At 32.0% G+C, this 7,359-nt stretch carries 6 protein-coding genes and 1 pseudogene; all 7 read right to left on the bottom strand.

Translation table 11 applies throughout. The features are described 5' to 3' along the window. Positions 1 to 2,906, bottom strand: a 2,906-nt coding sequence (locus tag QZ143_RS08665) for a peptidoglycan-binding protein (protein ID WP_292883228.1), incomplete at its 3' end; no start/stop codon positions are given. 577 nt (positions 2,907 to 3,483) lie between these two features. Continuing rightward, positions 3,484 to 3,801: a transcription factor S gene (locus QZ143_RS08660; protein WP_292883225.1), complete on the bottom strand. Its 318-nt coding sequence runs from the start codon at positions 3,799 to 3,801 to the stop codon at positions 3,484 to 3,486. Between the two features lie 68 nt (positions 3,802 to 3,869). Then, positions 3,870 to 4,289 carry a hypothetical protein gene (locus tag QZ143_RS08655; protein WP_292883222.1) on the bottom strand — a complete coding sequence of 140 codons (420 nt, stop codon included), beginning with the start codon at positions 4,287 to 4,289 and terminating at the stop codon, positions 3,870 to 3,872. A 92-nt stretch (positions 4,290 to 4,381) separates the two neighbouring features. Next, the gene (locus tag QZ143_RS08650; RefSeq protein ID WP_292883219.1) at positions 4,382 to 4,705 is read right to left on the bottom strand and encodes a DUF2149 domain-containing protein; all 324 of its coding nucleotides are present in this window, start codon (positions 4,703 to 4,705) and stop codon (positions 4,382 to 4,384) included. A gap of 7 nt (positions 4,706 to 4,712) precedes the next feature. Continuing rightward, positions 4,713 to 5,357 carry a MotA/TolQ/ExbB proton channel family protein gene (locus tag QZ143_RS08645; protein ID WP_292609854.1) on the bottom strand — a complete coding sequence of 215 codons (645 nt, stop codon included), beginning with the start codon at positions 5,355 to 5,357 and terminating at the stop codon, positions 4,713 to 4,715. Positions 5,358 to 5,374: 17 nt separating this feature from the next. After that, entirely contained in the window at positions 5,375 to 6,085 is a 711-nt protein-coding gene (locus QZ143_RS08640) for a DUF2162 domain-containing protein (RefSeq protein ID WP_292883216.1), read from the bottom strand. 206 nt (positions 6,086 to 6,291) lie between these two features. Next, positions 6,292 to 7,359 (bottom strand): annotated as a pseudogene (locus tag QZ143_RS08635) (hypothetical protein); the annotation flags it as partial.

Raw genomic sequence — 7,359 nt, 5'->3', positions numbered from 1 at the left:
ACTTTACCAGTTACTTTAAGTCCATTGTCTTTTTGGAACTCTTTGACGGACCTGACAGTGCAATCCCCATAGATCCCATCAACTTTCAAGTAATGGCCTTGGTATGTGAGATAGTAGCCATTGTTTTTCAAAGCCCTTTGGATTTTTTTAACCATTGCTGAGTCTTTGCTTCCTTTAGAAACAGTTTTAAAAACAATTTTGACAGTTATTTTTGCCTTTTTGGATACCTTATTGTAGTATTTGTTTCCATTATAAGTTATAGTTGCTTTGAATGTTCCTTTTTTGTTCAGCTTGGTGATCTTGAATGTTGCTTTTCCTTTAGAATTGGTTTTTGCAGCATATGTTTTATCTTTGACTTTCAAGGTGACTTTTGCATTCTTGATTGCCTTGCCCTTATTGTCCTTTAAGGTAATTGTGTACTTTTTGGTTTTTGTAGTTGTCTTAAAGGTTTTTGCCTTGGCAGTTATTTTAGGAGTAGCCTTTTTGACTGTGACCTTAACGCTTTTAGTTGAATTGTCATAATTGGTGTTGCCGTTGAATGCAATTTTAGCAGTATATTTTTTAGGAACCAATCCCTTAATGGATACTTTAACCTGACCGTTTTTATCGGTAGTGTATTTTTTAGCACCATTTAAGTTGACGGTTAAAAGAGCACCACTAATCGCATTGCCATTGATATCCCTTAAAGTAATGACCAGATTTTTATTAACATTGAAAACTGCAGTTACAGGACTTGCTGTCAATTGAGTAGGAAGCTTTTTAACCATGATGTTAATTGTGTGTTTGGCACCGCCCATTGAAGCGGTTACACCAGCAATTCCACTGGTGGTTGAATCGTATTCAATAGTTTCTCCCAAAGAGACAATAGTATCATTAACCTGCCCATTTGTTGCAGTAATTGTCAACTCAACAGAATCCAAAAGAAAGTGTTCATATATCTCGCCTGATGTTGAATTATAATTAAACAATAGGAATACGACATTTGAGGTATCGAAAACAGTGATATTATTAGGACTTGCTGTTGCGTTTAAAAACAGCCAGGTATCATAATCCACATCACCCTTTATATTAGGTTGTGCATCATAATTGGTTGCATTATTTCCAAACCAATTATAATCGGCATTGAGTCCTTTACCCGCCATGATTTCATATGTACTTTCATTATTTAAGAAAACATTGTTATTCACGTTTGTATTATTTGATGAATTGATTGCAATTGTTGATTCAACAATATTTCCTAAGAAAACACCATCGCTTATATTTGTATCATTTGCAAAATTCAATCTTATTACTGCATTTCCAGTATTATTAACAAATATTGCTTCAAAATTGGAATTGATTGTACCGTTAACTTCAATTACAGCACCGTCAGCACTGTTAATGAGGAAATAGGATTTGATGATTTTATCATCCAACATGTTTTTGGAAATGTGAATTGCACTGCCATCAATACCTGCCTGATTTTGAATGAAAAATGTATTTTCCAGCATGTTCCTTTTTGAATTATCAAAAGATAATGCACCACCATTTTTACCTGCAGTATTATTTATAAAAGCAGTTTCAAAGAAAATGACATATTTTGCATCATCATCCACATTTATTGCACCACCATTGCCTGCAGCACTATTGTTTATAAATAAGACATTGTCAAAAACAACACCTGCCAAATTCGCATAAACATTTATGCATCCCCCATCAACAGAAAGTGCAGAATTATTGATGAAAACACAATTGTTATAGGTTTCAGAATCTGAATAGCCTCTATTGTATATTGCACCACCATTATTGGTAGCAACATTACCTATAAATACAGTATTATTGTATTTATTGTAATTGGAATTTCTATAACTATATAATGCTCCACCATTTGCTTTAGCAGAGTTGTTGACAAATACACAATTGTTTAATGTATTTCGCTCTATATTTCTGGAATAGTATATTGCACCACCATGATTAGAAGCGGAGTTATTAATAAACACACATGTTTCAAAGGAGTTGTAGTTAGAATATCCATAACCGTTAAATGCTCCACCGTTTTTAGCGCTGTTGTTGATGAAAGTGGAATTTACATATGAATTATTGTCATTAACATTATGATCAGTGTTTATAGCTCCCCCACCATTTGCAGCATGATTATTTAAAAATGTGAGATTATTGAAAGTTGTTTTTGTTAATTGTGCGTGAAAATTGATTGCACCACCATCTGCCCCATTTGCCCTATTATTGGAAAAAGCTATATTTTCAAACAGATTTCCGCTGGAATTGATTAAAAAATAAATTGCACCACCATTTTTAGCGGCAATATTTGATGCAAATTCAGAATTTTTGATAGTGCTATTAATGAATGCACCTTTGGCATATATTGCACCACCATTCTGTGTAGCAGTGTTGTTTATAAATTTACAGTTATCAATCGCAATGCCTGAAACATCTCCATTCAATATTATTGCTCCACCAAGCTTTGAATTTCCGTTCATAAATGTGATATTATTTAAAATAACATTATTCAAAGAAGTTATGTTGAATATCCTGGATTGTCCCATACCATTTATTGTAAAACCGTTACCGTTAATAGTAATTGGATTTGTTATGGTTATTCCATTATTTGAAAATGAATCATCATAAGCATAATTATTTTCAAGATTTACCACACCTCCAACACCCACAGCATCAATTTTTGTTTGTAAATCACTAAATGTTCCATTATCAATTTTGCCGATTATTTCTCTTTCATTTACTTGTTTTACTGCATCATCATTTGAATATGATTGTATTTCATTTCCAGACATATCCGAATCTACTGTTGCAATATCTGTTGTATTTTCAGCTGCACTTACCGCTGAAATCGCCAATAAAGCTACAAATAATAGTAGACCTATGATGAAAAACTTATTTTTGTAGTACATTAATTACCTCCTATTAATATTATAAAGAATAATTTATTAATTAATTATGGTAAAATGAATTATTAACTTTACATTTAATAGTCACATATTAACTGTCTAAAATATTAAAATACCAAAATATAGAATTACAAAAATGGGAAAATTAACTGATGATAAATAAATACGAACTTGCGAAAAGTGCTTCGCGCCAAAGGTAGGATTAAAATAGTGAATGAAATGATGCGCTAAACTAAAAACTGAAGAACAAAAGCACGAATAAATAGGCACCCACATAGAATAATGATATGTAAAAATTTAGTAAAAAAATAAAAAATTAGTAGGATGCAGATGCATCTACTTTTTAATTTTTACAGTTTTCTTAACAGTGTCTTTCAAGTATGTTACCTGATAAGTAACTTTTTTGCCAACTTTAAGTTTTTTGAAAACATTGTTTTTGATTTTGAATGTTGCAATAGCTTTTTTGTTGTTAATTAAAAATTAATAAATTAATAAAAAACCCTATTTTCAAAGTATTAGATAAAATAAGTAGTTTAAAAATTTTAGTTACTAAAGATTAATTTAGAGGGAATCCTATGTTCTAGTTAGAACTTCTCCAAGTGTTTCCACAATTGGCACAACGAATGAAATTAGTTGGAGCCTCATCAGCAGACCTTGTCTGTACAGTCCACCAATAACCTTTAGTTCCACCGCACTTATAGCAGGTTATTGTAGTTGTCGGAAGGGCAACATTGTTTTTATCCGTAACCACCACTTTCATTTCAGGATTCTTTTCACCTTCCATATGATACTGCTCCTCAATATCATCATTTGTCAGTGACTTTTCATATCCGCATCTACATTTAACCTTTCCTTTACTGGGCATTAACATTGCACCACAATCAGGACAAAATTCCATACATTTAACACCATTAAAAATTCGTAAGTATTATTATAATCAAAGTTGTTTATAAAATAATCGATTGATTATGATTTTCTATATAATAAATAATTGAAGATCAACATCATCAGGGCAAAAATTGTCATATAAAATATAGCATTAAGTATCAGACTAAAATGAACACCATTAAAAATCATCACAAGATGATCGAATGAACTTAAAACACCGCTTCCGAATATCAGAGGCACCAAAATCAAAAATAAAATATCAAAGACTAAAATATTTACTATTACAAATTTAAACCTCTGGGAGTTGTTTTTAAGTTTTCCACCTTCAATAAGAATCTCAGTTCCAAAGACAACTAAAAAATACAGTCCAAACAGGTTTCCAATATACATTACCTCAGTGAGGTTGAACTGCAAAAGAAAATAACATGCAACACCAGCAATTATGAATGCTGAGATAAAATTTATAATGCTTGCACGTAAAAAATTAGCTTCAACCATCAAATCACCAAATCACATATTGAAATTTAATATAATATTTGTAATTTGGATTATATAAGATTTAAGAAAAAAAAGTTTAAATGTGGAAGGATTTAACCTTCCACCATTATCAGCTTACCCGTAGCAGGGTCTTTATAGACTTTACCCATTTCAGTATAACCTTGACCAGAACTGTTTGAAGTGTCAGGAGTATCATTTAACTGTTGGCCTTGGTCTACTTGAGTAGTCTTTTGCTGCTGCATCTGTTCTTGAATATTCTGACTTGGATCAATCATTGCCTGCATGTTCCAGCTTATGATAACAAAAACTAAAAAACCAACTGCAATAACAAGCATTGCATCTACAAGGTTAGATGTACCTGCCATTGGGTCTTCTTCGACTCTTCTAGATCGTCTTCGACTTCGCTTTCTTACCATAAAATCACTATTTATTCATATAATCAAGAACTGCATCAATCAATGCATCCAAATCAGATAAGTATCTGTCATACCAGCCAGATCTGATTTTACCTAATACATAACATAATGCACCGGAACCGATACCTACGATTGTTGTGTTGAATGCAACTGTAAGGGAACTTGCAAGGGTGTTAATGTCACCGGCACCTAAAGCCGCAAGTCCAGGACCCATAGGGATTAAAGTACCCATTAATCCTAAAGTCGGTCCGATACGAGTAATAATGTCTGTCTTCTGTAGATTATCTAAAGTTTTCTCTTCTTCAAATTCAAATAATTTACGTGCTAAAGCTTCTCTTGAAGTATTGCCCAATGCTTCGGAAGATGCAATTTCTGTTAAAACCTTTTTCTGAGATTTTGGTATTTTAGCATCTGAAATAATGTTTTTAAGCTCTTCAACAGAACCTGCAGCATTAATATCATAAATCAAATCTCTGATAGTTCCTACAGGAACCTTTCTTCTTGAAGTATACTCAGCAATCACTCCACCTAAAGAGATAATTGTAATAATCACAATTATAAGCAAAATAACCAATACTGGAATGGTCAAACTCTGTGAGATTACATCAAGAGAACCTGTTAAAAATTCTCCACCTGGAATATTTAAAGCCATATTTTTTCACCTAAAAATTATTCTAAAAGACTCCTACCTCTTTTAGTTAAAACCATACCTCCAACAATTAAAATAGCGAACGCTAATATTACCATAAGTATGTCTTGAGGAGAACTAATTGAAATAGGACTTACGGTTTTTGTCAAAGCTCCTGCAATGTTTGGAATTACAATCGCTGAAAGCAGGAAATATGCCCCTAAAAGCAGCATGAAATTGCCCAATACAATAGGATAAGGTTTGCGTATGAACCTGACAATTGTATTTGATGCCAAATATGTTACAATCATGACTGCCACCAAAGCTGCAGCCGCATACCAGCTCAAATTAAGTGAGCTGACACCGATTGTAGGTGCAACAATCAAAACACTTGCGATAATTGAACCAAAACAGCATGGACAAGGAGCTATAATAGCTAGAGAAGTTGCAGTAGATGTATTCTTATCATGTATTTTCCATTCCCTAATTGTAAATAAACCTGCAATAATCATGATTGAAGCCATGATAATATAAAAAATTGTATTATATCCATAGATGGCCTGTATTAATTGGTCAGCATATAATGAAGCAATAGCAGAAATCAAAACCACTCCACCACCATATGCAATACAGATTATTGCAAATAATTTTTTAGACAAATTAGCCAAACCTGACGCCAATCCTATTTTTACACCGAAAACAAGAACAGAGGCGAAAATACCAACTTGCCACAAAACACTCATCATATCCATATTAATTTCCCCATAATCAAATAAATTTTAATAATTTACAATTAATTATTACTTTAACAAAGTATATAAATTTTTTAACTCGATGTGTAACTAAAGACTCATCAATTAAATTATGTATTTAATAATTAAAAAAAGCAGTGGTTTCAAATAGAGAAATTTAAAAAAAAAATAAAAAAAATATTTCACTTTCGTGAAATACTTATAAATTAACGTTTAGAGTAACTTACACCAAATATTCCGCAAACAAACAATATTGAAGCTAGCGTATACAGGATATTATACGGATTAACGTTACTTCTTGGTATTTCACCCGGCAAATTAGCCCGATTGACAGTGATGTTACTTGAATTTGTTGCATTGGATGCAGTCTTATTCTTAGTAACATTTGTCTTATTTGCCTTTGAAGCATGTTTAACGATTTTACCTGCACAATCAATTGTATCCGGAGTGAAATCATAATAATCGGAACCGTGATGAGTTTCTTGATTGTCATCAAACAATCCCAACAAATAAGCAAAGAAATCTCCTTGTTTTTTATGTTCACTTGATTCAATTAATTTACCTACACTAGGATAATATTTTAAGCAATATGATACGAAATCTTTATTATTAGCGTCTTTTACCCATACAAAATAGAATATTAAATCCTTCCATAATGGAGTTTGAATTAAACCTATATTCTTACTTATTTCAGGCCCGAATACTTCAAGAAGACCATCAATAGCCCTTTTAGTATTCATACCATTGATTTTTGCATAACCTGCCGAAGTTAAAATATAGAACTTACTATAATCTTTTTTAACATTAATGCCACAGGATTTGAAGTAAGATAAAGCCTTATTTGCTGCATCAACACCAATCTGTTTAATTTCAGCTGATGTCAATTTAGCTGAAGATTTATCATTACCCTTACCATATTCATTAATATCAGGATTTAATTTGTTTTCTATTTTCAACATTTCTTTTGAATTTGACTGATCATAACTCATTACGGCAATCATTCCATTTTCAGAAGTGTTATTCTCCATACTCAACCCAATTAAAGATTCACATATTGAATCATTAATGCACACATTGTCATCTGAACTATTATAAGACCAAATAACTGTATCTTCATCAGAGTCCATCGGAACACTCAACAAATACACGTTCGTATTCATAACAGGTTCTTCAAGTTTATTACATCCGAGTAATGTTTGAATCAAATTTTGTTCAAATACCTGTTCAGATAAAAAATGTTTCAGTTCATCACATAAAACACCTTTTGCAACACC

It is taken from the genome of Methanobrevibacter sp. UBA188, assembly GCF_905234905.1.
GTDB lineage: Archaea > Methanobacteriota > Methanobacteria > Methanobacteriales > Methanobacteriaceae > Methanocatella.
The sequence above is the reverse complement of the archived record's forward strand: the minus strand, read 5'-3'. Positions and strand labels throughout refer to the sequence as shown.